Source organism: Bradyrhizobium sp. 154 (assembly GCF_023073875.1).
Lineage (GTDB): Bacteria > Pseudomonadota > Alphaproteobacteria > Rhizobiales > Xanthobacteraceae > Bradyrhizobium.
This window is the reverse complement of the sequence record NZ_JADPKG010000094.1, coordinates 12,980-37,181: the sequence shown is the minus strand read 5'-3', so window position 1 is coordinate 37,181 and position 24,202 is coordinate 12,980. Positions and strand designations below refer to the sequence as shown.

At 65.6% G+C, this 24,202-nt stretch carries 20 protein-coding genes and 2 pseudogenes; 15 read left to right on the top strand and 7 right to left on the bottom strand.

Going from position 1 to position 24,202, the window contains the following annotated elements; genetic code table 11:
• The first annotated feature begins 9 nt into the window (after positions 1 to 9).
• Positions 10 to 900: a LysR family transcriptional regulator gene (locus IVA92_RS21505; protein ID WP_247277025.1), complete on the top strand. Its 891-nt coding sequence runs from the start codon at positions 10 to 12 to the stop codon at positions 898 to 900.
• A 200-nt stretch (positions 901 to 1,100) separates the two neighbouring features.
• Positions 1,101 to 2,034 (top strand): annotated as a pseudogene (locus tag IVA92_RS36080) (cyclase family protein).
• A gap of 206 nt (positions 2,035 to 2,240) precedes the next feature.
• On the opposite strand, the pseudogene IVA92_RS21490 reads toward IVA92_RS36080, so the two are convergent.
• Positions 2,241 to 2,494 (bottom strand): annotated as a pseudogene (locus IVA92_RS21490) (hypothetical protein).
• A gap of 45 nt (positions 2,495 to 2,539) precedes the next feature.
• On the opposite strand from IVA92_RS21490, the gene ruvX reads away from it, so the two are divergent.
• Positions 2,540 to 3,031, top strand: coding sequence for a Holliday junction resolvase RuvX (gene ruvX, locus IVA92_RS21485; RefSeq protein ID WP_247277022.1), 492 nt, complete (start codon positions 2,540 to 2,542; stop codon positions 3,029 to 3,031).
• Between the two features lie 3 nt (positions 3,032 to 3,034).
• Positions 3,035 to 3,958 (top strand): AEC family transporter, encoded by a 924-nt coding sequence (locus tag IVA92_RS21480; RefSeq protein WP_247277021.1) that lies wholly within the window; start codon positions 3,035 to 3,037, stop codon positions 3,956 to 3,958.
• On the opposite strand, the gene IVA92_RS21475 is transcribed toward IVA92_RS21480, so the two are convergent.
• Genes IVA92_RS21475 through IVA92_RS21465 form a run of 3 tightly spaced genes read right to left on the bottom strand, consistent with a single transcriptional unit; the run spans position 3,955 to position 7,122 of the window.
• Positions 3,955 to 4,719 (bottom strand): type II CAAX endopeptidase family protein, encoded by a 765-nt coding sequence (locus IVA92_RS21475; RefSeq protein WP_247277020.1) that lies wholly within the window; start codon positions 4,717 to 4,719, stop codon positions 3,955 to 3,957. The genes IVA92_RS21480 and IVA92_RS21475 overlap by 4 nt on opposite strands.
• A gap of 23 nt (positions 4,720 to 4,742) precedes the next feature.
• Positions 4,743 to 6,386 (bottom strand): acyl-CoA dehydrogenase family protein, encoded by a 1,644-nt coding sequence (locus IVA92_RS21470; RefSeq protein ID WP_247277019.1) that lies wholly within the window; start codon positions 6,384 to 6,386, stop codon positions 4,743 to 4,745.
• A gap of 22 nt (positions 6,387 to 6,408) precedes the next feature.
• Complete coding sequence (locus tag IVA92_RS21465) at positions 6,409 to 7,122, bottom strand: M15 family metallopeptidase (RefSeq protein WP_247277183.1); 714 nt, start codon at positions 7,120 to 7,122, stop codon at positions 6,409 to 6,411.
• Positions 7,123 to 7,344: 222 nt separating this feature from the next.
• On the opposite strand from IVA92_RS21465, the gene IVA92_RS21460 reads away from it, so the two are divergent.
• From IVA92_RS21460 to IVA92_RS21445, 4 genes are all read left to right on the top strand, one after another.
• Positions 7,345 to 8,292: an aspartate carbamoyltransferase catalytic subunit gene (locus IVA92_RS21460; protein WP_157334028.1), complete on the top strand. Its 948-nt coding sequence runs from the start codon at positions 7,345 to 7,347 to the stop codon at positions 8,290 to 8,292.
• Between the two features lie 5 nt (positions 8,293 to 8,297).
• Positions 8,298 to 9,608 (top strand): dihydroorotase, encoded by a 1,311-nt coding sequence (locus tag IVA92_RS21455; protein ID WP_247277182.1) that lies wholly within the window; start codon positions 8,298 to 8,300, stop codon positions 9,606 to 9,608.
• Between the two features lie 38 nt (positions 9,609 to 9,646).
• Positions 9,647 to 10,243, top strand: coding sequence for a glycerol-3-phosphate 1-O-acyltransferase PlsY (plsY, locus tag IVA92_RS21450; protein ID WP_247277018.1), 597 nt, complete (start codon positions 9,647 to 9,649; stop codon positions 10,241 to 10,243).
• 215 nt (positions 10,244 to 10,458) lie between these two features.
• Positions 10,459 to 11,673 carry a patatin-like phospholipase family protein gene (locus IVA92_RS21445; protein WP_247277017.1) on the top strand — a complete coding sequence of 405 codons (1,215 nt, stop codon included), beginning with the start codon at positions 10,459 to 10,461 and terminating at the stop codon, positions 11,671 to 11,673.
• On the opposite strand, the gene IVA92_RS21440 is transcribed toward IVA92_RS21445, so the two are convergent.
• Positions 11,665 to 12,909 (bottom strand): amidase, encoded by a 1,245-nt coding sequence (locus IVA92_RS21440; RefSeq protein ID WP_247277016.1) that lies wholly within the window; start codon positions 12,907 to 12,909, stop codon positions 11,665 to 11,667. The two genes, IVA92_RS21445 and IVA92_RS21440, sit on opposite strands and share 9 nt — an antisense overlap.
• 91 nt (positions 12,910 to 13,000) lie before the next feature.
• On the opposite strand from IVA92_RS21440, the gene dprA reads away from it, so the two are divergent.
• On the top strand, positions 13,001 to 14,143 hold the full coding sequence (gene dprA / locus IVA92_RS21435; RefSeq protein ID WP_247534317.1) for a DNA-processing protein DprA: 1,143 nt from the start codon (positions 13,001 to 13,003) through the stop codon (positions 14,141 to 14,143).
• 71 nt (positions 14,144 to 14,214) lie between these two features.
• Here dprA and IVA92_RS21430 read toward each other — a convergent pair whose 3' ends face one another.
• A complete protein-coding gene (locus IVA92_RS21430; protein ID WP_247277014.1) occupies positions 14,215 to 14,988 on the bottom strand; it encodes an SDR family oxidoreductase in 774 nt (257 codons plus the stop codon).
• Positions 14,989 to 15,110: 122 nt separating this feature from the next.
• Between IVA92_RS21430 and IVA92_RS21425 the strand changes: the two genes are divergently transcribed.
• Positions 15,111 to 15,581: a helix-turn-helix domain-containing protein gene (locus IVA92_RS21425; RefSeq protein ID WP_247277013.1), complete on the top strand. Its 471-nt coding sequence runs from the start codon at positions 15,111 to 15,113 to the stop codon at positions 15,579 to 15,581.
• Positions 15,582 to 15,746: 165 nt separating this feature from the next.
• Here IVA92_RS21425 and IVA92_RS21420 read toward each other — a convergent pair whose 3' ends face one another.
• Complete coding sequence (locus IVA92_RS21420; protein WP_247277012.1) at positions 15,747 to 15,986, bottom strand: hypothetical protein; 240 nt, start codon at positions 15,984 to 15,986, stop codon at positions 15,747 to 15,749.
• A 228-nt stretch (positions 15,987 to 16,214) separates the two neighbouring features.
• Here IVA92_RS21420 and topA point away from each other — a divergent pair, with 228 nt between their 5' ends.
• From topA to IVA92_RS21395, 5 genes are all read left to right on the top strand, one after another.
• Positions 16,215 to 18,965: a type I DNA topoisomerase gene (topA, locus tag IVA92_RS21415; protein ID WP_247277011.1), complete on the top strand. Its 2,751-nt coding sequence runs from the start codon at positions 16,215 to 16,217 to the stop codon at positions 18,963 to 18,965.
• Positions 18,966 to 18,972: 7 nt separating this feature from the next.
• Complete coding sequence (gene rnr, locus IVA92_RS21410) at positions 18,973 to 21,330, top strand: ribonuclease R (protein WP_247277010.1); 2,358 nt, start codon at positions 18,973 to 18,975, stop codon at positions 21,328 to 21,330.
• The gene (locus tag IVA92_RS21405) at positions 21,324 to 21,764 is read left to right on the top strand and encodes a DUF983 domain-containing protein (RefSeq protein WP_247277009.1); all 441 of its coding nucleotides are present in this window, start codon (positions 21,324 to 21,326) and stop codon (positions 21,762 to 21,764) included. Before rnr ends, IVA92_RS21405 begins: the two co-directional genes overlap by 7 nt.
• 32 nt (positions 21,765 to 21,796) lie before the next feature.
• Positions 21,797 to 22,549 (top strand): NUDIX hydrolase, encoded by a 753-nt coding sequence (locus IVA92_RS21400; protein WP_247277008.1) that lies wholly within the window; start codon positions 21,797 to 21,799, stop codon positions 22,547 to 22,549.
• Between the two features lie 249 nt (positions 22,550 to 22,798).
• Positions 22,799 to 24,124 (top strand): LLM class flavin-dependent oxidoreductase, encoded by a 1,326-nt coding sequence (locus IVA92_RS21395; RefSeq protein ID WP_247277007.1) that lies wholly within the window; start codon positions 22,799 to 22,801, stop codon positions 24,122 to 24,124.
• Positions 24,125 to 24,202 lie beyond the last annotated feature (78 nt).

Sequence of the window (24,202 nt, the reverse complement as noted above, 5' to 3'; positions counted from 1 at the left end):
AACGATGCCATGGAACTCAGTGATCTCCAGACCTTTGCCGTGGTCGCCCGTACCGGCGGCATCACGCGCGCCGCCGAAGAGCTCAATACCGTGCAGTCCAACGTCACGCAGCGCGTCAAGGCGCTGGAAGCCGAGATCGGCACGCCGCTGTTCGAACGTCACAGCCGCGGCATGACGCTGACCGGTGCCGGCAAACGCCTCCTGCCCTATGCGCAAAAAATGGCGGCGCTCTCGCGTGAAGCCGTGCTCGCCGCGCAAGATGACGGTGAGCCGAAGGGACCGCTCGCGATTGGATCGATGGAGACCACCGCGGCCGTGCGGCTGCCGCCCGTGCTGGCGGATTTCCACCGCCGTTTTCCTGCCGTGCGCCTTTCTCTGCGCACCGCGCCGACCGCAGACCTCGTCGCCGCCGTGCTCGACGGCTCGCTCGACGGCGCCTTCGTCGCGGGTCCCATCGCGCATGCCGAGCTCATTGCGACGAGCGCCTTCCGCGAAGAGCTGGTGCTGGTCAGCGCGCGGCGCTGGGCTTCGTTGGCCGAGCTGCGCGCCGGCACGCCGGAGCCCGGCCCGACGGCGCTGGTGTTCCGCACCGGCTGCACCTACCGCCAACGGCTCGAGCAGGTGTTCGTCGAGTTCGGCTGGCCGTCGGCGGCGCGCTTCGAGCTCGGCACGCTGGATGGCATGATCGGCTGCGTCGCTGCCGACATGGGCGTGACGCTGCTGCCGCGCATTGTGGTCGAACGCAGCGCGATGAACGGAAGCGTGTCGATCCACGCGCTGGGCGCCTCGCACGCCCGCGCCGAAACGCTTTTCATCCAGCGCTGCGCCGGACACCAAACCAGCGCGCTCTCCGGTTTTGCCGCGTGCCTGACGAAGGATGACGACGTCATCGCGGCCTGACGCGGCGCAATTCGTTCCACCGCGCGAAATTCGCTGTCACAACTCTGTCGCACCTGAATTCGTCGTGCCCTGCGGATGCCGTGCTCGGCCGTCGCAGCGCAATACGTCGAAAAGTTTGAAGCGTCCGACTGTTCTGCGTTACGATGCGTCACTGGCCGGCGCGAAACCATAACGAAGCCAAAACATCGGGAGGACTATCAATGCGCAATACCCTCGTGTTGTGCTGTGTCGCTGCGTTGTCGGCGATAACAGGAACTGCAAGTGCACAGGACTGGACCAAATCAAAATGGGGTCCGAACGACGAGATCGGCGCCGCCAACTACATGACACCCGAACTCGTGGTGAAAGCCGCCTCACTGGTGAAGACCGGCAAGACCTATGCCCTCGGCATTCCCGTCACGCCGCAGACACCAGCCTATCCGCCGCGCGCGTTCAAGCTGACCATTGTGCAGCCCGGACAAGCCGGCAGCCCGGGTCTCGGTCCTAACAAGGCGACCTATAACGACGACATCCTCGACACCTGGGTCGGCATCGGCAGCCAGCTCGACGGGCTCGGCCATCTCGGCATCGAGCACGTCTTACAACGGCAACAAGCTCGCCGATTTCGCCGATCCTAACGGGTTGAAGAAGCTCGGCATCGAGAAGGTGCCGCCGATGGTCACCCGTGGCGTCCTGCTCGACATGGCCGCTTATTTCAAGACCGACGTGGTGAAGGAAGGCACCGCCTTCAACGTCAAGGAGATCGAGGAGGCCGCCAAGCAGCAGAACGTCGAAATCCGTCAGGGCGACGTCGTCATCTTCCACACCGGCTGGCTCAGCCTGATCGGCAAGGACGATAAACGCTATTCGGCCGCCGAGCCCGGCCTCGGTGTCGAGGGTGCGAAGTACCTGACCGGCAAGGGCGTCGTCGCGGTTGGCGCCGACACCTGGGGTCTCGAGGTGCTGCCGTTCGAATCCAAGAACGTGTTTGAGGTACACCAGATCCTGCTCGCGATGAACGGGACCTACATCCTGGAGAACATGGACACGGCTGCGCTTGCCCGGGACAAGGGCTACGAATTCCTGTTCGTACTTGGCCAGCCGCGCTGGACCGGCGGCGTACAGGCGATGATCAATCCGATCGCGATCCGCTGACGCCTGTAACGGGCCTAGAGCATGATCCGGAAAAGTTGCGGCGGTTTTCCGAAGAGATCATGCTCAACAAAAACCCAAAGCGCGATGGCAATTCATCCTAATCTCCTCGCGTTTTGGCCGAAGCCGGGTGAGGGTCCTTCAGCGTCTCTGTAGAGCGCACCGCTACCCTCACCCGAACGCCGCGTCGGTTTCGCGGCCCGGCCGATTTAGAAAGGCTCTCTTCGGGTGGGTCCGAAGACGAGCCTCCGTCGCTGGCCCTTCCGGTGCCACCGCCGCAGCGCCACGAGAGTCCAGATCGCCTCGACGAGCCCGAACGGCCAAGCGCCCTGCAAGAAGCCATAGGCCGAGCCGAGTGCGCAGCACGCCGCGAACAGCGGCACGAACCAATGGCTGCGGTCTTCCAATGCATAGCAGACCAGCATCGCCGTCACGGCAAGCCGAATAGTGTCACTGCATCCATGTCCAGGGTTCACTCCGCAGCGCGACGCGTGATATGCGCTAAGCCATGCCGGCTCTTATCCTGCCTCTCGTCGATGCTGCAACACACTGGCCCGCGCGCGGCGCGCTGGTCGGGCTTGACTTAGGCACGAAAACCATCGGCGTTGCCGTGTCCGATCCCGACCGGCGGTTGGCTACCGGCGTCGAGACGATCCAGCGCAAGGCGTTCAAGCAGGATGCCGCCCGGCTGCTCGCCATCGCGGCTGAACGCAGGGCAGCCGGTTTCGTGCTCGGCCTGCCCATCAACATGGACGGCAGCGAGGGCCCGCGCGCGCAATCCACCCGTGCCTTCGCCCGCAATCTTGCCGGCCTGACCGCGCTCCCCATCGGCCTCTGGGACGAGCGCCTCTCGACGGCGGCAGTCGAGCGCGAGCTGATCGGCATGGACGTCAGCCGCGCCAAGCGCGCCGAGGTGATCGACGAGCACGCGGCGATCTTCATCCTGCAAGGCGCGCTCGACCGCCTTGCCAATCTTCGCGCTGGCCCGGGGACGGACTGATTCATGGCCGTCGTGATCGCGGCGCTGCTGCCGGTCTTCATCCTCATCGTGCTCGGTGTCGTGCTGAAGCGCAGCCTGATGCGGCTCGATGCGCAGTGGCAAGGGTTGGAGCGGCTGACCTACTTCGTGCTGTTTCCGATGCTGCTGATCCAGACGCTGGTGAAGGCGGACCTCTCCAAGGTACCGGTCGCCGGGGTCGGCGGCGCGCTGCTGCTGTCAGCGCTCGCGATGTCACTCTTGTGCCTTGCACTGCGCCCCGCCCTTACCCGGCTCGGCATCGACGGCCCCGCCTTCACCTCGATTTTTCAGGGCGCAACGCGCTGGCAGACCTTCGTCGGACTGTCGGTCGCAGCCAATATGTTCGGCGACGTCGGGCTGGCGCTCGCCTCCGTAGCGATGGTCGCGATCATTCCCCTGGTCAACGTGTTGAGCGTCGTGGTGCTCGCCCATTACGCCGCCCCCGAAAAGCAGTCCGCACGCGCCATCGTCATGACGGTGGTTCGTAATCCCCTGATCTGGGCCTGCGTGATCGGCCTTGCCGTCAATCTGACGCACCTGCCGCTGCCGAAACTCTGGCACGAGGTGGCGGATGCGCTGAGCCGCTCCTCGCTGGCGATCGGCCTGCTGGTCACCGGTGCCGGCCTGCATCTCGAAGGTCTCTTGCGCCCGAGCCTCGGCGCGGCCACCGGCGTCGTTTTCAAGCTCGCGCTGATGCCCGCGCTCGCGCTGGGGCTCGGCGCCTGGTTCGGGCTCTCCGGCGACAGCCTCGCGATCGTCGCGATCTGCGCGGCGGTGCCGACCTCGCCCAGCGCCTATGTCTTGGCCCGCCAGATGGGCGGCGACGCGCCGCTGCTGGCGCAGATCATCACGCTGCAAACGATTTTTGCGGCCATCACGATGCCGGTCGCGATCGCGCTGGCCGCCTAACTTGCCAACCACATCGTCAGCACCACTGCGGTCAGATTGTTGAGCGCATGCAACACGACCGTGAGCCAGAGCGAATTGGCACGGTAGCGCATGTAGCCAAACCACAGGCCGATGGTGAAAACCTCGGCGAGAAAATACATGTCGTATTGCAGGTGCACGATTGTCCACACCAGCGACGACAGGATGATCGCGCCGGGCACGCGCAAGAAGCTCGCAGACCAGCCGCGATAGAGGAAGCCCCGCGCCAACACTTCTTCCGACATGGGCGCCGCCACACTGAAGGCAAACAGCAGCACCATTGCGGCGCCCTTGTCGCGACCTGATTTCAACAAATCTGTCATGAAGCCCGGCGTCGCCTCGCGGCCGAGCGCGCGCGACATTGTCTCCCAGGCCAACACGATCAGGACCAGGCCGACCGCGCCGAACAGCAGCTGCTTCCAGGACGGCCAATGCAGCGCGAGATAATCCACGAAGGACGCCTTCTTGATGCGAATGGCAAGCCAGACCACGGCCAGCGTCGACGGCAGGCCCATGGCCACTGACAGCGCAAGCGCCTGGGGCTCATGGCCGACGACTTGCAGCGAGGCGAGATCCATGGGCAGACCACGCTGCGCTACCAGCAGAACGATCGCGCCGATCTGCCCGACGAACATCGCGAGGAAGATGAGGAGACCCCACAGTGCGGTGCTCCAGAACATCCAGACCCGCGGCGTCGCAGGCGTCATGGTGAGCGGCGGATGGTCGGGATTGAGGGAATCCATCAAAAGGCTTTCGTTTGGGAGACTCACGGCAGCGCTCGCTCCAGCAGCGCGCACACGTCGGCGCTCTCCAACTCCACGGCGCCGTACATGCTGGCGTGATTGGCAGCAAGGCGCGTTGCGGCGAACAATTCGGCATTGCGCGGTGACACGCCACCCAGCGCCGCAGCCGCGGCGAGCAATGCCAGCTTCTCGACTGGCAGCCGCGCGACGCGCTCGCCGTCGGCACGGCGAAAGGTCTTGCCGATGAACGCGGCGGCCTCACCCGCTCCGGGCAGTCCTTTTGTTTCGGCCGCAAGCGATTGCAGCACGGCCATCGCCGCCTCCGGCTCGCGCGAGAGCGCGCGGAGCACGTCGAGGCACATGACGTTGCCCGAGCCTTCCCAGATCGCGTTGACCGGAGACTCGCGATAATGACGCGCCAAAATGCCGTCCTCGACATACCCGTTGCCGCCGAGGCACTCCATCGCCTCGTAGAGGAACGGCGGCGCGCTCTTGCAGGTCCAATATTTGATCGCGGGCGTCAGCAGCCGCATATAGGCGGCCTCCGCCGCAGCGTGCGGCGTGCGGTCGAAGGCGCGGCAGAGCCGCATCACCAGGGCGGTGCTCGCCTCGACATGCAGCGCCATGTCTGACAGCACGGCCTGCATCAAGGGCTGATCGGCGAGATGCTTCTGGAACACGCTGCGGTGACGGGCGTGATGCAGCGCATGCGCGAGCCCCGAACGCATCAGGCCGACAGAGGCGATCGCGCAATCCTGGCGCGTCAGCTGCACCATCTGGATGATGGTGCGGATGCCCTTGCCCTCCTCGCCGACCCTTTCTGCATAGGCACCGACGAACTCGACCTCGGAGGAGGCGTTGGAGCGGTTGCCGAGCTTGTCCTTCAGCCGCTGGAACTGGATCGCGTTCACCGAGCCGTCCGGCGCAAAGCGCGGCATGAAGAAGCAGGTTAGGCCCGCGTCTGCCTGCGCCAGTACCAGGAACGCATCGCACATCGGCGCTGACATGAACCATTTGTGGCCGGTGATGCGATAGGCATCCCCGTCGCGTACGGCGCGCGTCATGTTGGCGCGCACGTCGGTGCCGCCCTGCTTCTCGGTCATGCCCATGCCGAGCGTCATGCCGCGCTTTTGCCACCACGGTACGAAGCTGGGATCATAACTCCTCGTTGACAGCACCGGCATCACGCGCGCGAGCAGATCGGGCTGCATCGCCAGCGCGGCCACAGAGGCTCGTGTCATCGTGATCGGGCAGAGATGACCGGTCTCGACCTGGGCGGCGATATAGAATTTTGCGGCGCGGATGACCTCCGCCGCATCGCCAGCGGGCTTTCCATCCGCCGTCCACGTCGAATTGTGCACGCCCGCATGCGCGCTGTGCGCCATCAGCTCGTGATAGGCCGGATGAAACTCGACCTGGTCGCGGCGATTGCCCTTGGCATCGAAGCTGCGCAGCTTCGGCGTGTTCTCGTTCGCGACGCGTCCGCGATCGGCCATCGCGGCCGAGCCCCAGTGCCTGCCGAACTCCGACAGCTCCCGTTCCGCCGCCGCGCCGCCATTGGCCCTCACCGCATCGACCAGCGGACGGTCGGCCGCGAACAGGTCGACGTCCTCGAACGGCGGCGACTGGTTGAAGACCTCGTGGGTCGCAAAGCTCGGCCGGGTCATATGCGCCTCCTCGAACCGGACCTTAGTTCCGCCGCGGCTTGATCGGGAAATCATAGGCCGCCCCACCCGCCCCCGGCAGCGAAAAATGCCACCACTCCTTCGAATAGTTCACAAAGCCTTGCCTGGCCATCGCAGCCACCAGCCGCTTGCGCCAGGCGCGCTGCTCCGCATTGATCGACGGTGCCGCAGTATGCCCCTTCGCGTCGGTACAGTCGTAACCAGTGCCCATGTCGACGCTGCCCTCCGGCGCCCGCGCCTCGGCTGGCGCCGTGCAATCGGCATAGGCCTTTGATGGGTCGTATTTGGCGGAATTGTCGGCCTTGAGATCGACCAAAGTGAGATCGAGTGCCGCCCCGGTCGAATGCTGCGAGCGGCTCGCGATGTAGCCGAGCCGAAATAGCTCGGTCTTGGGAATCTTCGGATTGTAGCGCCGCCCGGCGGCGCGCTCGGGGCCGTTCTGCGACCACTTCACCATGTCGAGCGAGGCCCGTGCCGGCCGGTAGCAGTCGAACATCTTGAGCGAGAGATTTTGCGCGGCCAGTTCCTCCTGAACCGCCTTCAGCCGCAACCCGACCTCGCGCTTCACCACGCATTCGCCGGCGCCATACCCGGCGAGCGGCCGGCCGACGAAATTGTTCGAGGTGGCATAGCGGATGTCCTGGATGATGCGGGGGTCGACGTCGCGCAGGTACACGAAGCCGCCGGGCAGCGATTGGGCGCGGGCGGATGAGCTCATGATGATCGATATAAGTGCACCAAGAAGTGGTTTCACGATGCCGTCCCATCCTTCGTCATTCCGGGGCGGCTCGAAGAGCCGAACCCGGAATCTCGAGATTCCGGATCTGGCGCTTACGCGCCATCCCGGAATGACTGAGCGGGTGACAGATCAGGGGATAACTCACTTCCCCATCTTTGCCCCTTGCTCCCCCCGCCGTCGCCCCCTATAGCTCTGCTTTTAATGACATCGAAATCGACCTTCGTCCTCGGCCACCGGCATTTGCTGGGCATTGAGGGCCTTTCCGCGGCCGACATTACCGGCCTCCTCGACCTGTCCGAAGAATATGTCGAGCTCAACCGCCAGGTTGACAAGAAGCGCACCGTCCTACGTGGACGGACGCAGGTGAATCTCTTCTTCGAGGCTTCCACCCGAACCCAGTCCTCGTTCGAGCTAGCCGGCAAGCGCTTAGGCGCCGACGTCATGAACATGTCGGTGTCCTCGTCCTCGATCCGCAAGGGCGAAACCCTGATCGACACCGCGGTGACTTTGAACGCGATGCACCCGGACATCCTGGTGGTGCGCCATCACGCCTCGGGCGCGGTGGAACTGCTCGCGCGCAAGGTCGACGGTTCCGTGATCAATGCCGGCGACGGCGCGCATGAGCACCCGACCCAAGCGCTGCTCGACGCGCTCACCATCCGGCGCAACAAGGGGCGGATCGAAGGCCTCGTGGTCGCGATCTGCGGCGACGTGCTGCATTCGCGCGTCGCCCGCTCCAACATCATCCTGCTCAACACCATGGGCGCCCGCGTCCGCGTCGTCGGCCCTTCCACGCTGCTGCCGCCCGGCATCGAGCGGATGGGAGTCGAGGTCGCGCGCGACATGCGCGAGGGCCTGGAAGGCGCCGACATCGTCATGATGCTGCGGCTCCAGCGCGAGCGCATGAACGGCTCGTTCGTGCCCTCGTCATCGGAATATTTCCACTACTTCGGGCTCGACCAGAAGAAGCTCGCCTACGCCAAGCCGGATGCATTGGTGATGCATCCCGGTCCCATGAACCGCGGCGTGGAGATCGACTCGATCGTGGCCGACGGCGCCCAGTCCCTGATCCGCGAACAGGTGGAGATGGGCGTCGCCGTGCGCATGGCCGTGCTGGAAGCGCTCGCCCGCAACCTGCCGAACGCGTGATGCCGATGCTGACCGACCGCCGCCCCATCCTGCTCGCCAACGCCCGCGTCGTCGACCCCTCTAGGGATTTCGACGGCATCGGGGACGTCCTCATTGCCGACGGCACCATCCGCGAGACCCGCCGCGGCATTGGCGCAGCCGGCGTGCCTGAAGGCACCGACATCATCAACTGCTCCGGCAAGATCGTCGCGCCAGGCCTGATCGACTTGCGCGCCTTCGTCGGCGAGCCCGGTCTCAGCCACCGCGAGACCTTTGCCTCGGCGAGCCAGGCCGCCGCGACCGGCGGCATCACCACCATCATCTGCCAGCCCGCCACCTCGCCGGTCATCGACAATTCGGCGACGGTGGACTTCGTGATGCGCAGAGCCCGCGACACCGCGATCGTCAATATCCAGCCGATGGCGGCGCTGACCAAGGGCATGCTCGGCGAGGAGATGACCGAGTTCGGCCTCTTGAAGGCCGCCGGCGCGGTCGCCTTCAGCGACGGCGACCGAAGCGTGACCAACGCCCAGGTGATGCGACGCGCGCTGACCTACGCCCGCGACTTCGACGCGCTGATCGTGCATCACACCGAGGATCCCAACCTCGTGGGCGAAGGCGTGATGAACGAGGGCGAGTTCGCGACCCGGCTCGGCCTGATGGGCATCCCGAATGCCGCCGAAGCCGTCATGCTGGAGCGCGACTTACGACTCGTTGCACTCACCGGCGGCCGCTACCACGCGGCGTCGCTGACCTGCATTGACTCCCTGGAGATCCTCGAGCGCGCCCGCGACGCCGGGCTCGCCGTCAGCGCCTCGGTCTCGATCAATCATCTGGCGCTGAACGAGAACGACATCGGGCCCTACCGTTCGTTCCTGAAACTGTCGCCGCCCCTCCGGACCGAGGACGACCGCCGCGCGGTCGTGGCGGCGCTCGCCTCCGGGCTTCTCGACGTCATCATGTCCGACCACAATCCGCAGGACGTCGAGGTCAAGCGCTTGCCGTTCGCGGAAGCCGCCCCCGGCGCCGTCGGGCTCGAGACCATGCTGCCGGCGGGCCTCCGCCTCGTGCATAATGGCGAGATGGAACTGAAGACGCTGATCCGCGCAATGTCGACGCGGCCGGCCGAGCTGCTCGGGCTACCAGGCGGAACGTTGCGCGTCGGCAGCCCGGCGGACGTCATTGTGATCGACCCCGATACGCCGTGGGTGGTCGATCCGGCCGACCTGAAATCGCCCTGTAAGAATACCCCGTTTGATGAGGCCCGCTTTACAGGCCGCGTCGTGCGCACCATTGTCGGCGGTCGGACGGTCTACGAGTATGTCGGACATGGGTGATCGTTCGGCACGGAGACCCAGTCTTTGGAGATGCCGCCATGGGGCTTGAAGCATTCCTGCCGGTGGCCTTCGTCATCGGCTATCTCCTCGGCTCAATCCCGTTCGGGCTGATTCTCACCAAGCTCGCGGGCACGCAGGATATCCGCTCGATCGGCTCAGGCAGCATCGGCGCCACCAATGTGCTGCGCACGGGACGCAAGAGCCTTGCCGCGGGCACCCTGCTGTTCGACGCGCTCAAGGGCACCGTGGCCGTGGTGATCGCCGGCTACCTCGCAGGTCCCAATGCCGCCATGGTGGCCGGGCTCGGCGCGTTCCTCGGCCATCTCTTCCCGGTCTGGCTCAAGTTCAAAGGCGGCAAGGGCGTGGCCGTCTACATCGGCATCCTGCTCGGCCTGTTCTGGCCTGGCGCCGTCGTGTTCTGCCTGCTCTGGCTGGCGACCGCCTTCACCACCCGCTATTCCTCGCTGTCGGCGCTGGTGGCGGCGTTCATCACGCCGATGTTCCTGTGGTGGTTCGGGCACCTGGCATTGTCTGCTTTGTCAGCAGTGCTGACGCTGCTGCTGTTCTACGCGCACCGCGAGAACATCAAGCGCTTGCAAGCGGGCAAGGAAAGCCGGATCGGCGAGAAGGCCTAGAGCCGAAGTGGATGCCGGTTCGCGTCAAGAAAACGCGTCAGAACAAGAATCCAAAGCCGGGCATCTACGGATACCGAAACGGCCCTTCTGCATTATATGCCAAAATCCTGTTCGCAACTTGCGGCCGAATCACGGTTGTATTGGCAAGCGGGTCCCGAGCCTGTCATCCTGACAGCCTGTCATCCCGACAGTGGAAATGATGGCGGTTGCTCAGAATGAGCGAGAAGATTGTCGGCGCGCATGACGGGGTTGGTTCGCGGGGTGCTTCCGGCACCGCAGCGAGCCGACTGCTTTCGATGACCAATATCTGGTCCGATGCGCCCTCGCCGCCTGTCGACACGCCTGCGCCCATTTCATCGCAGGCGCCGCAGCCTGAGCCCCTCGCGAAAGCCGACGCTCCACTCGATATCGTGGTGAGGAAGACTCTACCGGTCGTCACCGCGCGTGCACATTCCGCCCAATGGCCGCCGCGAAAACTCTCGCTGGCGCTGCAGGGCGGCGGCACTTTTGCGGCCTTCACCTGGGGCGTGCTCGAGCGGCTGCTGGAAGAGCCTGACATCGCGATCGATACCATCAGCGGCGCCAGCGCCGGCGCCATTAACGCGCTGCTGCTCGGCTCCGGCTTTGCCGAAGGTGGCCGCGAAGGCGCCCGCGCCCGGCTGAATCGGTTCTGGCTCCGGCTGATGCACGAAGCTTCGTTCCGCGCACTGATGCTGGTCGGCGGCTTCTCGCCGGCGGGAAGCTCGGTCGCGTTCGGGCCGACGCTGCGCTCCGGTCACTTTGATCCGTTCGATCTCGATCCGCTGCGGCAGGCGCTGTCGCGCGACATCGATTTCGCCGCTCTGCGCCATCCGAACTGCCCGAAGCTTCTGATCGCAGCGACGCGGATCCGCGACGGCCAGCAGCAGATCTTCCGCAACGAGGCAATCACCACCGACGTCGCGCTGGCCTCGACCTGCCCGCCGCTCGTCCACTGCGCCGTCGAGATCGACGGCGAAGCCTATTGGGACGGCGGCCTTGGCGGCAACCCGCCGCTGCTGCGCCTGGCGCAGGACGCGACGACCGCCGATGTGCTGCTCGTCCAGGTCACGCCGGCGCGCGACAGCTACGTACCGATCACACTCGCCGCGATCGACCGCCGGCTCGACCAGATCGCGGCCAACGCCGCCCTCAATGCCGAGATCGCCGCGATCGAATGGGCGCAGTCGCAAGCCGCGCCGTCGCTGCGGCTCACCAGGATCGCGGCAGAAGATTCCGTTGACGGGCTGGCGCAGCGCTCATCCACCGATCTCGGCCGCGGCTTCATTCGCCTGCTGCACCGGAGCGGCCGCGAGGCCGCCGAGCGCTGGCTGAAGCAAGGTGCAGATAACAGCGCAGCGCCGGCTGCATCCGGCCATCGCATTGCTGCCCCCGAACCTGCGCTAGCCTGATTTCGCCAGCGCCTCCTCCAGGAACCAGGCCGCCGCAAGTGCGCGCGGATCGTTGCCGAAACGCGCGATCACCTGCACGCCGATCGGCAGGCCGCCGACCTTCAGCACCGGCACATTGACGCAAGGATTGCCCATCAGGGTCCAGAGCCTGTTGTAACGGGGATCGCCCGTGGTCGCGAGCTCCTTGGCGGGCGCGGTGCCCGGCGCGGAATAGGTCAGGAGCACGTCGACGCCTTCGAACAGCTCGCCGAGTTCACGGCGGCCGCGGCGGCTGATCCGCCGCGCTTCGTCATAGTCCTTCGGCGTCAGGCCAACCGTCGCATCGAGACTGGCACGCAGCATCGGCGCGATCTCGTCGTGGCGTTCGGAAAACTCCCAGGCCAGCGCGCGATGCGCCTCGAAATCCTGAATGATCGGATGGATGCGCCAGGCCTCCTGCACCGCTTCGGGCAGATCGATGGTCTGGACGCTGGCGCCGGCGCGCGTCGCCGTCTTGATCGCGGCTTGCAGCCCCTCTTCGGCCGCCGGCTCCACTGCGCCGGCGAATTCCTGCCTGACCACGCCGATGCGCGGCGACGTCGCGGCGGCAATGCCGGAGAATTCGCCGCGCCCCGTCATCGCCAACAGCCCGCGCGCGAGATCTTCCACGCGCGCGCCGAACAGGCCGACGGTATCCAGTGCCCACGAGTAGCACTTCACACCGACCGTCGGCAGCATGCGGAACGACGGCTTGATCGCAGCGGTCCCGCAATAGGCGGCGGGACGGATCACCGAGCCACCGGTCTGGGTGCCCAGCGCCAGCGGGATCATGCCGGCGCCGACGGCTGCCGCCGAACCGGAGGATGAGCCGCCCGGCGAATGGCCGAGATTATGCGGATTGCGCGTCGGGGTGGGATCGCGCGAGGCGAACGCCGTGGTCGTGGTTTTGCCGATGATGGTGGCCCCGGCCCGCTTCAGCATCATCACGACGGGCGCATCCGAGCGCGGCTGCCACCCGCGATAGATCTCCGAGCCCATCTCGGTCGGGAAATCGGCGGTATCGATGATGTCCTTGATCCCGACCGCGATGCCGCGCAGCGGACCGGCGCTTTGCGCCTTCGCAGCCTTGTCGTGGCGAACGAAGGCGCGGACGTCCTTCTCCTTGGCCTCGATCGCCGAATGCGATTGCGCGATCGCGGAATCGGGCGACAGCTCCCCCGCTTCGATGCGGCGCTGGAGGTCGGCGAGTGAGATCATGGCAAAATCCTTCTTATTGGCATCGCTTTTAGCATCGGGGCGCGGTCGCGCAAGCGCACGTCACTGTTGCGCAACGCCCTCAGGTTGTTCCATGCTGTGCCTGCAAGGAGACGCCGTGGACGCCATCAATCCAAGCGTGGAGCTGACCGAATCTGAGCGGATCGACCGCCTGCGGCTGATCCGCTCCGACAATGTCGGGCCGCGCACCTTCCGTTCGCTGGTCGACCATTTCGGCACCGCGCGCGCCGCGCTGGAGCGGCTGCCGGATCTGGCGCGCCGCGGCGGCGCGGCACGGTCGGGGCGCATCTGTAGCGCCGACGAAGCCAAGGCCGAGCTCGCCGCAAGCCGCAAGTTCGGCATCGCCTGGCTCGCGCCCGGTGAAGACGGCTATCCGGCGCGGCTCGCAACGCTCGACGATGCACCGCCTTTGCTCGCCGTGCGCGGCGACACGAAAAGCTTGATGCGGCCGATGATCGCGATCGTCGGCTCGCGCAATGCTTCCGGCGCCGGGCTGAAGTTTGCCGGCCAGCTTGCGCGCGAGCTCGGCGAAGCCGGTTTTGTCGTCATCTCGGGTCTCGCCCGCGGCGTCGACCAGGCCGCGCATCGCACGAGCGTCGAAGGCGGCACGATCGCCGTGCTCGCCGGCGGGCATGATTGCATCTATCCGCCCGAACATGCCGATTTGCTCGCAGCGATCCTCGACCATGAGGGCGCGGCAATCTCCGAAATGCCGCTCGGCCACGAGCCGCGCGCCCGCGACTTTCCCCGCCGCAGCCGACTGATCTCCGGTGCCTCGCTCGGCGTGGTCGTGGTGGAAGCGGCGCACCGCTCGGGCTCGCTGATCACCGCGCGCATGGCGGCCGAACAGGGCCGTGAGGTATTCGCCGTGCCCGGCTCGCCGCTCGATCCGCGCGCCGCCGGCACCAACGATCTGATCAAGCAGGGCGCAACCCTCGTCACCGAGGCCGCCGACATCATCAACGCGGTGCAGCCGATCATGGAGCGGCCGCTGATGCATCCCGCAGGCGAGCCCGACAGCGAGCCGTTCGATCGCGATCCGCAAGGCCACGACCGCGACCAGATCACCGCCCTGCTCGGGCCTGCCCCGATCTCGATCGACGATCTCGTGCGGATGTCCGGCGCCTCGCCCGCAATCGTGCGCACCGTGCTGTTGGAGCTCGAGCTCGCGGGCCGGCTCGAACGGCACGGCGGCGGATTGGTGTCGCTGCTCTAGGGCTCGCGGCCGCTGAACCGTCCGGCGCAACAGCCGAGTTGCGCCAGAGGGAATCGAGTTCGCTTGAGCAATCAGCCCCGATAGATCGGCGCGCCGCTCGGAGATGCGACCGCGCCGCCGTCCACGAAGATCTCCTGGCCCTGCACATGCGCGGAATCATCGGAAGCGAGGAACAGCACGGTCTTCGCAACGTGATCCGTTTCGCCCATGCGCCCCAGCGGCGTCGACAGCGCGATGCGCCTCTCGAATGCCTTCTCAGCCTCGGGCGTCGCCACCGCAGGTCCCCAGATCGGTGTGCGGATCGCGCCCGGCGCGACCACGTTGACGCGGATGCCGCGCGGCGACAGTTCCGAGGCCATGGTCCGCGCCATCGCGCGAACGCCGGCCTTCGCGGCACCGTAAGCCGAGTAGCCGGGAATGCCGAGCACGGAGATCACCGAGCCGTTGAGGATGATCGAGGCATTGTCGTTGAGGTAGGGCAGCGCGGATTGAACGGTGAAGAACACGCCGGTGAGGTTCGTGCGGATCACGGTCTCGAAGACCTCAAGCGTGGCTGAGCCGAGCGGCGTGCCGCCGGCGATGCCGGCATTGGCGAAGGCGATGTCGAACTTGCCGAACCTGTCCGCGCCCTTCTTGATCGCGGCCTCCGTCGCGGCGATGTCGGTGGCGTCGGCAACCAGCGCAAGCGCGTTCGGCCCGAGCTCTTTCGCAGCGGCCTCCAGCGTCCCCTTGTTGCGGCCGGTGATCACCACCTTGGCGCCCTCGGCCACGAACAGCTTTGCAGTCGCAAGGCCAATGCCGCTGTTGCCGCCGGTAATCAGGGCCGTCTTGTTCTTCAATCTCACGCTCGCCTCCAGTAGTTGCATTATGAAACTAAGTTGTCATCTAAGACAAATGGTTTTATGATGCAACCACACAAGCGCGTGATCGGCGCGGCACGCGGGCGAACGCGACAGGACGAGAGACAATGGTGAGACGAACGAGCTTCGACGGCGATTCCTGCCCGATCGCACGGTCGTTGGAGGCGCTTGGCGACTGGTGGTCGCTGCTGATCATCCGCGAGGCACTGTTCGGCGTGCGGCGCTTCGGCGAATTCCAGAGCAAGCTCGGCATGGCCAAGAACATTCTGGCCGCGCGCCTGCGGTCACTGGTCGAGCACGGCATTCTGGCGACCGCCCCCGCTTCCGACGGCAGCGCCTACCAGGAATATGTGCTGACGCCGAAGGGCCGCGGCACCTTCCCGGTGCTGGTCGCGCTACGGCAATGGAGCGAGGAGTTCGACGACCACCCCGACGAGATCGCGACCATTCTGGTCGATCGCGCCAAAGGCCGCCCGGTGAAGAAACTCGAATTGCGCGCCGAGGACGGCCGCCTGCTCTCGCCGGCCGATACCACGCTGAAACCGCGGCCGGCGCCGCGGCGAAGGGCGGCGGGATAGCCGTCGCGCACGATCTCTCCTCAACGTCGTCCCGGCGACGCGACCCATAACCACCGGGAGCAGTTTGGCGAAGACAGGCAGCGATCCTCCGCCGGTGCGGATGGTGCGCACTCTCGATAGTTCACGTCCTATGCGTCCCAGCTTCGCCGAGACGACTTTAGAATCTCACGATAGCTTGCGCTTGGTCCGCAATCTCAGATGCTCGTCGGCCTCGAGCTGGGTCATGCCCAATAAATAATGCAACATGTGCAGCTTGTGGCGCTCGGCGAGCTTGCGCAGGGCGGCCGTCTGCTCCGCGATGAAGGCGACCGCCTCATCCGCCCCGCCTTCCCCCGGTTCCTCGTTGCGCGAGCCTCCCGGCGCGCCTGATCCGGCGCGCGCCCGTTTCCTTGCTGGCTTAGCCACCAGACCCCACCCCGAATCCATGCCCCGCAGAAACCTTACGCCGACATCGATCGCAACTCCAAGGTGGTATTTTGCAACTTTTTCGATATGAAACTTTTCCTACCGCGGCGGCCTTCAACACGCCCCGATTTGACAGGGACGGCCTCACCACCCATGTTCGGGTCGAAACGGCCGACCCGAATCCTTTGGTTTTCGGCCCAAGATTTTCCCGTAAGTTACTGGAACTACATGAATATCGTTATTGTGGAGTCGCCGGCGAAAGCCAAGACGATCAACAAATATCTGGGCTCGTCCTACGAGGTCCTGGCTTCGTTCGGCCATGTCCGCGACCTTCCCGCCAAGAACGGTTCCGTCGATCCTGACGCCAATTTCAAGATGATCTGGGAGGTCGACCCCAAGGCCGCCGGGCGGCTGAACGATATCGCGAGATCGCTGAAGGGCGCTGACCGCCTGATTCTCGCCACCGACCCCGATCGTGAGGGCGAGGCCATCTCCTGGCACGTGCTCGAAGTGCTGAAGGAAAAGCGCGCGCTGAAGGACCAGAAGATCGAGCGCGTGGTGTTCAACGCCATCACCAAGCAGGCTGTCACCGACGCGATGAAGCATCCGCGCCAGATCGACGGCGCCCTGGTCGATGCCTATATGGCGCGCCGCGCGCTCGACTATCTGGTCGGCTTCACCCTCTCCCCCGTGCTGTGGCGCAAGCTGCCGGGCGCGCGCTCGGCCGGCCGCGTGCAGTCGGTGGCGCTGCGCCTCGTTTGCGATCGCGAGCTCGAGATCGAGAAGTTCGTCGCGCGCGAATATTGGTCGCTGGTCGCGACCCTGCTGACCCCGCGCGGCGATGCCTTCGAGGCCCGTCTGGTCGGCGCCGACGGCAAGAAGATCCAGCGCCTCGACATCGGCACCGGCGCGGAAGCCGACGACTTCAAGAAGGCGCTGGAAGCGGCCGCCTACGCTGTGACCGCGGTCGATGCCAAGCCCGCGCGGCGCAATCCGCAGGCGCCCTTCACCACCTCGACGCTGCAGCAGGAAGCCAGCCGCAAATACGGCTTTGCGCCGGCGCACACGATGCGCATCGCCCAGCGGCTCTATGAAGGCATCGACATCGGCGGGGAGACCACCGGACTCATTACTTATATGCGTACCGACGGCGTGCAGATCGCACCTGAAGCGATCACCCAGGCGCGTAAGGTGATCGGCGAGGATTACGGCAACGCCTATGTGCCGGACGCTCCCCGCCAGTACCAGGCCAAGGCCAAGAACGCCCAGGAAGCGCACGAGGCGATCCGCCCGACGGATCTGTCGCGCCGGCCCGACAGCATGAGCCGCAAGCTCGATTCCGACCAGGCGAAACTCTACGAGCTGATCTGGAAGCGCACCATCGCAAGCCAGATGGAAGCGGCCGAGCTCGAGCGCACCACGGTCGACATCACCGCGAAGGCCGGCGGCCGTACGCTGGAGCTGCGCGCCACCGGTCAAGTCATCAAGTTCGACGGCTTCCTCGCGCTCTACCAGGAAGGGCGCGACGACGAGGAGGACGAGGATTCCCGCCGCCTGCCCGGCATGAGCGCCGGCGAAGCCCTGAAGCGGCAGTCGCTCGCCGTCACCCAACATTTCACCGAGCCGCCGCCGCGCTTCTCGGAGGCATCCCTCGTCAAGCGCATGGAAGAGCTCGGCATCGGCCGTCCCTCGACCTATGCCTCGATCCTCCAGGTTCTGAAGGACCGCGGCTACGTCAAGCTGGAGAAGAAGCGCCTGCACGGCGAGGACAAGGGCCGCGTCGTGATCGCGTTCCTCGAAAGCTTCTTCAGCCGCTATGTCGAATACGATTTCACCGCCGGCCTCGAAGAGCAGCTCGACCGCATCTCCAACAACGAGATCTCCTGGCAGGAGGTGCTGAAGGATTTCTGGCGCGACTTCATCGGCGCCGTCGACGAGATCAAGGACCTGCGCGTCGCGCAGGTGCTGGACGTGCTCGACGAGATGCTCGGCCCGCACATCTACCCGCCGCGCGCCGATGGCGGCGACGTCAGGCAATGCCCGAATTGCGGCACCGGCCGGCTCAACCTCAAGGCCGGCAAGTTCGGCGCCTTCGTCGGCTGCTCGAACTATCCGGAATGCCGCTACACCCGCCAGCTCGCCGCCGATGGGGAAGCTAGCGCCGACCGCTCGCTCGGCCAGGATCCCGACACCGGCTTCGATGTCTGGGTCAAGGCCGGCCGCTTCGGCCCCTACATCCAGCTCGGCGAGCAGAAGGATTATGCGGAAGGCGAGAAGCCGAAGCGCGCGGGCATTCCGAAGGGCACCTCGCCCAGCGATGTCGACCTCGAGCTTGCGCTGAAACTGCTGTCGCTGCCGCGCGAGATCGGCAAGCACCCAGAGACGGGGCAGCCGATCACCGCCGGCCTCGGCCGCTTCGGGCCGTTCGTGAAGCACGACAAGACCTATGCGAGTCTCGAAGCCGGCGACGAAGTATTCGACATCGGCCTCAACCGCGCGGTGACGCTGATCGCCGAGAAGGCGGCGAAGGGCCCGAGCCGCCGCTTCGGCGCCGATCCCGGCAAGACGATCGGCGACCATCCGACGCTCGGCACCGTCACCGTGAAGAGCGGCCGCTATGGCCCCTATGTCACCGCAGGCGGTGTCAACGCGACGATCCCGGCCGAGTTCGAAAAGGATGCCATCACGCTGCCGCAGGCGATCGCGCTGATCGACGAACGCGCGGCCAAGGGCGGCAGCAAGACCAAGGCGAAGAAGGCGGCAAAGCCTGCCAAGGCCAAGAAGACTACTGAGAAGGCTGCGGACGGCGAGGACGCCGCGCCGAAGCCGAAGAAACCGGCGGCGAAGAAAGCCCCGGCCAAATCGAAAACCGAATCCACCAGCAAGGCGCGCGCCGCCGTCTCGTCGACTGCCAAGACGTCGCCGACCAAGGCGGCCGCCACCAAGGCCCCGGCCAAGAAGAGTGCCGGCAAGAATTAGAGGTTAAGTGAAACGCAAGAATGACCATGGCTTTCCCGACAGGGCAGCCATCGTCGCCTTCATCAAGGCAAACCACGGAGAGGTCGGGACCCGCGAAATTGCGCGCGAGTTCGGCCTGAAGAACGCCGATCGCGCCGAGCTCAGGCGCATGCTGCGCGAGCTCGGCGACGACGGCATCATCAAGAAGAAGCGCCACAAGGTCTCCGAGCCCGACACGCTGCCGCCGACGCTGCTCGCCGATATCACCGGCCGCGACTCCGACGGCGAGTTGATCGCCTCCCCCGCCGAATGGGACGAGGTCGAAAGCGGCGAGCCGCCAAAAATCCTGATCGAGATGCCGCGCCGGCCCAAGCCTGGCACGGCCGCCGGTGTCGGCGACCGCGCATTGCTGCGCGTCGAGCGCTCGGACGAGGACGCAGGTCCCGCCTATCGCGGCCGCATCATCAAGGTCATCGACAAGGCCAAGAGCCGCATCCTCGGCGTCTTCCGCAGTCTTTCCGAAGGCGGCGGACGACTCGTTCCCGTCGACAAGAAGTTCGCCGACCGCGAGCTGAACATCGCGAAGACCGATACACAAGGCGCGCAAGACGGTGACCTCGTCAGCGTCGACATCGTCCGCTCGCGCGGCTTTGGCCTGGCCTCCGGTCGCGTCAAGGAGAGGCTCGGCTCGGTGAAGTCGGAGAAGGCGATCAGCCTGATCGCGATCTACGCCCACGACATCCCCTTGCAATTCTCGCCCGCGGCCGAGCGCGAGGCGGAGGCGGCGGAGCCTGCGAACCTGAAAGGGCGCGAGGATTGGCGCGACGTGCCGCTCGTCACCATCGATCCGCCGGATGCGAAGGATCACGACGACGCGGTCCACGCGCAGCCCGACGACGATCCCAACAACAAGGGTGGCTTCATCGTCAACGTGGCCATCGCAGACGTGAGCTTCTATGTCCGGCCGGGCACCGCGCTCGACCGCGACGCGCTCGATCGCGGCAACTCGGTCTATTTCCCCGACCGCGTCGTGCCGATGCTGCCCGAGCGCATCTCCAACAATCTCTGCTCGCTGGTGCCGGGTGAGCCGCGCGGCGCACTGGCGGTGCGCATGGTGATCGGACCCGACGGCCGCAAGCGCTCGCACAGCTTCCACCGCATCCTGATGCGCTCGGCGGCGAAGCTGCATTATGCGCAGGCACAGGCTGCGATCGACGGTCGGCCCGATGATACCACGGGCCCGCTGCTCGATCCGATCCTGAAGCCGCTCTACGCGGCTTACGCCTGCGTCAAGCGCGCGCGCGACGAGCGCGATCCGCTCAATCTCGACCTGCCCGAGCGCAAGATCCTCTTGAAGAGCGACGGAACGGTCGACCGCGTCGTCGTGCCGGAGCGTCTCGATGCGCACAAGCTGATCGAGGAGTTCATGATCCTCGCCAACGTCGCCGCGGCCGAGATGCTGGAGAAGAGATCGCTGCCGCTGATCTACCGGGTGCACGACGAGCCGACGCTGGAGAAGGTCCACGCCCTCAGCGAGTTCCTGGAGACACTGGACGTCCCCTTCACGAAATCAGGTGCGCTGCGCCCGACGCTGTTCAACCGCGTGCTGGCCCAGCTCGAAGGCCACGATTATTACCCGCTGGTGAGCGAGGTCGTGCTGCGCGCGCAGGCCCAGGCGGAATACTCTTCGGAAAACTACGGTCATTTCGGCCTAAACCTGCGCCGCTATGCGCACTTCACCTCGCCGATCCGCCGCTATGCCGATCTCGTCGTGCATCGCGCGCTGGTCCGCGCGCTCGGCCTCGGCGAAGGCGCCCTGCCCGACAGCGCGACGCCCGAATCTCTCGGTGAAGTCGCCGCCCATATCTCGCTCACCGAACGGCGCGCGATGAAGGCGGAGCGCGAGACCGTCGATCGCCTGATCGCGCACCATCTCGCCGACCGCATCGGCGCGAGTTTTCAGGGCCGCGTCTCCGGCGTCACCCGCGCCGGCCTGTTCGTCAAGCTCGCCGAGACCGGCGCCGACGGATTGATCCGGATCCGATCCCTCGGCACGGAATATTTCAACTATGACGAGAGCCGCCACGCGCTGGTCGGCACGCGCAGCGGCACCATGTATCAGCTCGGTGACGTCGTCGACGTTCGTCTGATCGAAGCGGCTCCCATCGCAGGAGCGCTGCGCTTCGAGCTGCTGTCATCGGCCGGTGAGACCGGCTCCCGCGAACGCAGGCCGTTCCGCCCGCAGCGCAAATCGTCGACGCCGCATCCGGGACGCAGTCCCGAGAAGAAGCGCAGGCCGGAGAAACAGAAGACATCCGGCAAGGGCAAGAAGGCCAAGGGGAAAAGCAAGAGCAAAAGCAAGGGACAGAAGGGCAAGGCATGGTGACGATGAGCACGGCGCCGAAGATCTGGACGCGCGAGACCGGCCTTGTCGAGAGGCGCGACGTGTGGGCTGCGATGAAGCATGGCTTTCGCGGCCGCTGCCCGCGCTGCGGCGAGGGAAAGCTGTTCCGCGCCTTTCTGAAGACGGCGGACAATTGCGCCAAATGTGACCTCGATTTCACCCCGCATCGCGCCGACGATCTGCCCGCCTATCTCGTGATCGTCATCGTCGGCCACATCGTGGTACCGGCCATCCTCTGGATCGAGACCAACTACACGACGCCGGTGTGGCTCAGTTTCGTGGCCTATCTGCCTTTTACCTTCCTCGCCTCGCTCGCGCTGTTGCAGCCCGTCAAGGGAGCTGTGGTCGGCTTGCAATGGGCTCTGCGCATGCACGGGTTTGACGAGAACCCTCCCGATGGTATTCCGCCTGTGTAAGCAAAACAAACAAGAGCGGTTTGGGTGAGGACATGACGGATATTTCGCCGGCAGAGGAGAAGGCTAAAGTTCACGAGGAGAAGGAAGCCGACCACCATCCCTATTTTCGTCCGAGGGATGCAGCGACACTGATCCTGGTCGATCGCAGCGGGCCTATTCCCAAAGTGCTGGTCGGCAAGCGCCACGACAAGGTGGTGTTCATGCCCGGAAAGTTCGTTTTCCCCGGCGGCCGTGTCGACAAGGCCGATTATCGCGTGCCCTGCGCCGCCCCCATCACCGCGGAGCTCGAAGCCAATCTCGCCAAGGGCAGCCCGAAGACTCCTCCCTCGCGCGCCAAATCGCTCGCCATTGCCGCGATTCGCGAAGCCTGCGAGGAGACCGGTCTCTGCCTCGGCCGCAAGGCTGAAGGCAAGGCGCCGAAGCTCGAGGGCCCCTGGAAGCCATTCGCGGATGCCGGCCTGCTGCCCGATCCCTCCGGCCTGTTCCTGATCGCCCGCGCCATCACTCCGCCCGGCCGCGTCAAGCGCTTCGACACCCGCTTCTTTACCGCGGATGCTTCCGCGATCACCCATCGCGTCGAGGGCGTGATCCATGCCGATGCCGAGCTGGTCGAGCTGGTCTGGGTCGAGCTCGGCTCAAAACCACTCGCAGACCTGCATCCGATGACACGCAACGTGCTCAACGAGCTCGACACCCGCCTTGCCACCGGCCCGCTCCGCCACGATGCACCGGTGCCGTTCTTCCATTTCTACGGCGGCAAGATGCAGAAGGATGTTTTGAGCTAGGCCGTCATTCACGGCGCGGCTCTTTCCTCTGGTCATTCCGGGGCGCGCGCAGCGCGAGCCCGGAATCCATTTCTCCATCGTCTCCACGGCTCGATGGATTCTGGGCTCGCCTCTACGCGGCGCCCCGGAATGATGCGAATTTACTGAGCCCACATCGAAAAACAAAAAATTCTTTCCGCCCTCCCCAATGGCGGAGTTGCCCGGCATGCCTATGTGTTCCCGAGCGTCACCAAGAACGGATAGCGGGCGATGGCACAACGGCAACTCAAGCTTGGCGCGTTCATGCGCCCGATCAGCATCCACACCGGCGCCTGGCGCTATCCCGGCGCCTGGCCTGACGCCAATTTCAATTTCGGCCACATCAAGACGCTGATCCGCAAGCTCGAGGCCGGCAAGTTCGACGCTTTCTTCATGGCCGATCACCTCGCCGTCTTGAACATGCCGATCAACGCGCTCAAGCGCAGCCACACCGTGACCTCGTTCGAGCCGTTCACGCTGCTGTCGGCGCTCTCGGCCGTCACCGAGCGCATCGGCCTGATCGCTACGGGATCGACCACGTTCGATGAGCCCTATCACGTCGCGCGCCGTTTCGCCTCGCTCGATCACATCAGCGGCGGGCGTGCGGGGTGGAATATCGTCACCACCTCGAATCCGGACGCGGCGCTCAATTTCGGCCGCGACGATCACATGGAGCACGCCGAACGCTACAAGCGCGCCCGCGAGTTCTACGACGTCGTCACCGGGCTCTGGGACTCCTTCGCCGACGATGCGTTCGTGCGCGACGTCGAGACCGGCCTGTTCTTCGATCCCGCGAAGATGCACACGCTCGACCACCAGGGCAAATATCTGAAAGTGCGCGGTCCCCTCAATATCGCCCGCCCCGTGCAGGGCTGGCCAGTGATCGTGCAGGCTGGCGCCTCCGAAGATGGCAGGCAGCTCGCGGCAGAGACGGCCGAGGCCGTGTTCACCGGCGGCGGCAGCCTCGCCGACGGGCAAAAGCTCTATGCCGACATCAAGGGCCGCATGGCGAAGGTCGACCGCGATCCCGAGCACCTGAAGATCCTTCCCGGCGCCTTCGTCGTGGTCGGCGACAGCGTTGATGAGGCGAAGGAGAAGCGCGCGCTGCTCGACAGCCGCGTGCATTACGACAGCGCCATCGCCTCGCTCTCCGTCATTCTCGGCACCGACGCTTCCGGCTTCGATCCGGACGGCCCGCTCCCCGATATTCCCGAGACCAACGCCAGCAAGAGCGGTCGCCAGCGCATGGTCGATCTCGCCGCGCGCGAAAAGCTCACCGTGCGCCAGCTTGCCCAGCGCGTCGGCGGCTATGGGGGCCTTTCGTTCGTGGGCACGGCCAAGACCATCGCGGATCAGATGGAGGAATGGCTTGTCGGGCGCGGCTCCGACGGCTTCAACATCATGTTCCCGTTCCTGCCCGCCGGTCTCGACGATTTCGTCGACAAAGTGGTGCCGGAGCTGCAGCGCCGCGGGATTTTCCGCAAAGAGTATGAAGGGGCCACTTTGAGGGAGAATCTGGGCCTGCCGCGGCCGAAAAACCGCTTCTTCGAGGCCTGATCGGGCCGATTTGGGTGGTTTCTGCCCCCTAAAACCTTGACATCAGGCGGTTTCTGGCTAGGTTGCCGGCCAACGCGG

Excerpts from the sequence above, each read along its gene's own strand:
- IVA92_RS21395 (WP_247277007.1), top strand. The coding sequence starts at position 22,799 with ATGGCACAACGGCAACTCAAGCTTGGCGCGTTCATGCGCCCGATCAGC.
- IVA92_RS21465 (WP_247277183.1), bottom strand. The coding sequence starts at position 7,122 with ATGAGCTCATCCGCCCGCGCCCAATCGCTGCCCGGCGGCTTCGTGTAC.
- IVA92_RS21455 (WP_247277182.1), top strand. The coding sequence starts at position 8,298 with ATGCTGACCGACCGCCGCCCCATCCTGCTCGCCAACGCCCGCGTCGTC.
- IVA92_RS21400 (WP_247277008.1), top strand. The coding sequence starts at position 21,797 with ATGACGGATATTTCGCCGGCAGAGGAGAAGGCTAAAGTTCACGAGGAG.
- dprA (WP_247534317.1), top strand. The coding sequence starts at position 13,001 with ATGCTGTGCCTGCAAGGAGACGCCGTGGACGCCATCAATCCAAGCGTG.
- IVA92_RS21460 (WP_157334028.1), top strand. The coding sequence starts at position 7,345 with ATGACATCGAAATCGACCTTCGTCCTCGGCCACCGGCATTTGCTGGGC.
- IVA92_RS21505 (WP_247277025.1), top strand. The coding sequence starts at position 10 with ATGGAACTCAGTGATCTCCAGACCTTTGCCGTGGTCGCCCGTACCGGC.
- plsY (WP_247277018.1), top strand. The coding sequence starts at position 9,647 with ATGGGGCTTGAAGCATTCCTGCCGGTGGCCTTCGTCATCGGCTATCTC.
- ruvX (WP_247277022.1), top strand. The coding sequence starts at position 2,540 with ATGCCGGCTCTTATCCTGCCTCTCGTCGATGCTGCAACACACTGGCCC.
- IVA92_RS21475 (WP_247277020.1), bottom strand. The coding sequence starts at position 4,719 with ATGGATTCCCTCAATCCCGACCATCCGCCGCTCACCATGACGCCTGCG.
- topA (WP_247277011.1), top strand. The coding sequence starts at position 16,215 with ATGAATATCGTTATTGTGGAGTCGCCGGCGAAAGCCAAGACGATCAAC.
- IVA92_RS21480 (WP_247277021.1), top strand. The coding sequence starts at position 3,035 with ATGGCCGTCGTGATCGCGGCGCTGCTGCCGGTCTTCATCCTCATCGTG.
- IVA92_RS21425 (WP_247277013.1), top strand. The coding sequence starts at position 15,111 with ATGGTGAGACGAACGAGCTTCGACGGCGATTCCTGCCCGATCGCACGG.
- IVA92_RS21470 (WP_247277019.1), bottom strand. The coding sequence starts at position 6,386 with ATGACCCGGCCGAGCTTTGCGACCCACGAGGTCTTCAACCAGTCGCCG.
- IVA92_RS21440 (WP_247277016.1), bottom strand. The coding sequence starts at position 12,909 with ATGATCTCACTCGCCGACCTCCAGCGCCGCATCGAAGCGGGGGAGCTG.
- IVA92_RS21445 (WP_247277017.1), top strand. The coding sequence starts at position 10,459 with ATGAGCGAGAAGATTGTCGGCGCGCATGACGGGGTTGGTTCGCGGGGT.
- IVA92_RS21405 (WP_247277009.1), top strand. The coding sequence starts at position 21,324 with ATGGTGACGATGAGCACGGCGCCGAAGATCTGGACGCGCGAGACCGGC.